The organism is Vibrio sp. T20 (genome assembly GCF_007858795.1).
GTDB lineage: Bacteria > Pseudomonadota > Gammaproteobacteria > Enterobacterales > Vibrionaceae > Vibrio > Vibrio satsumensis.
Genome location: NZ_VFEB01000149.1, coordinates 1 through 357, shown reverse-complemented (window position 1 = coordinate 357; position 357 = coordinate 1). Strand labels below are relative to the sequence as shown.

Genomic DNA, 357 nt, shown 5'->3' with positions numbered 1-357 from the left:
CGATAATGTGCAGTGGCATACCGTCAATATGGATATGTTCACGCAATACATCACGTGTGGTGCCGGCAATATCGGTCACAATCGCAGATTCTTTGCCAGACAGCGCATTCAATAGGCTCGATTTACCGGCATTTGGGCGACCTGCAATCACGGCCTTCATGCCTTCACGCATGATCGCACCTTGATTGGCTTCTTGGCGTACGGCTTCGAGGTTGTCGATGATAGCCTGTAAGTCAGCACTTACTTTGCCGTCAGCAAGGAAATCGATTTCTTCTTCAGGGAAGTCGATCGCTGCTTCAACATAGATTCGCAGATGAATCAGTGAATCGACCAGCGTGTTAATGCGCTTAGAGAACT

At 48.7% G+C, this 357-nt stretch carries 1 protein-coding gene; it reads right to left on the bottom strand.

Features of this window, described 5'->3' with window-relative positions; translation table 11 throughout:
• Window positions 1-357 (bottom strand): GTPase (locus FTW16_RS17735; protein ID WP_186728090.1); only part of this gene is annotated, 357 nt, incomplete at both ends.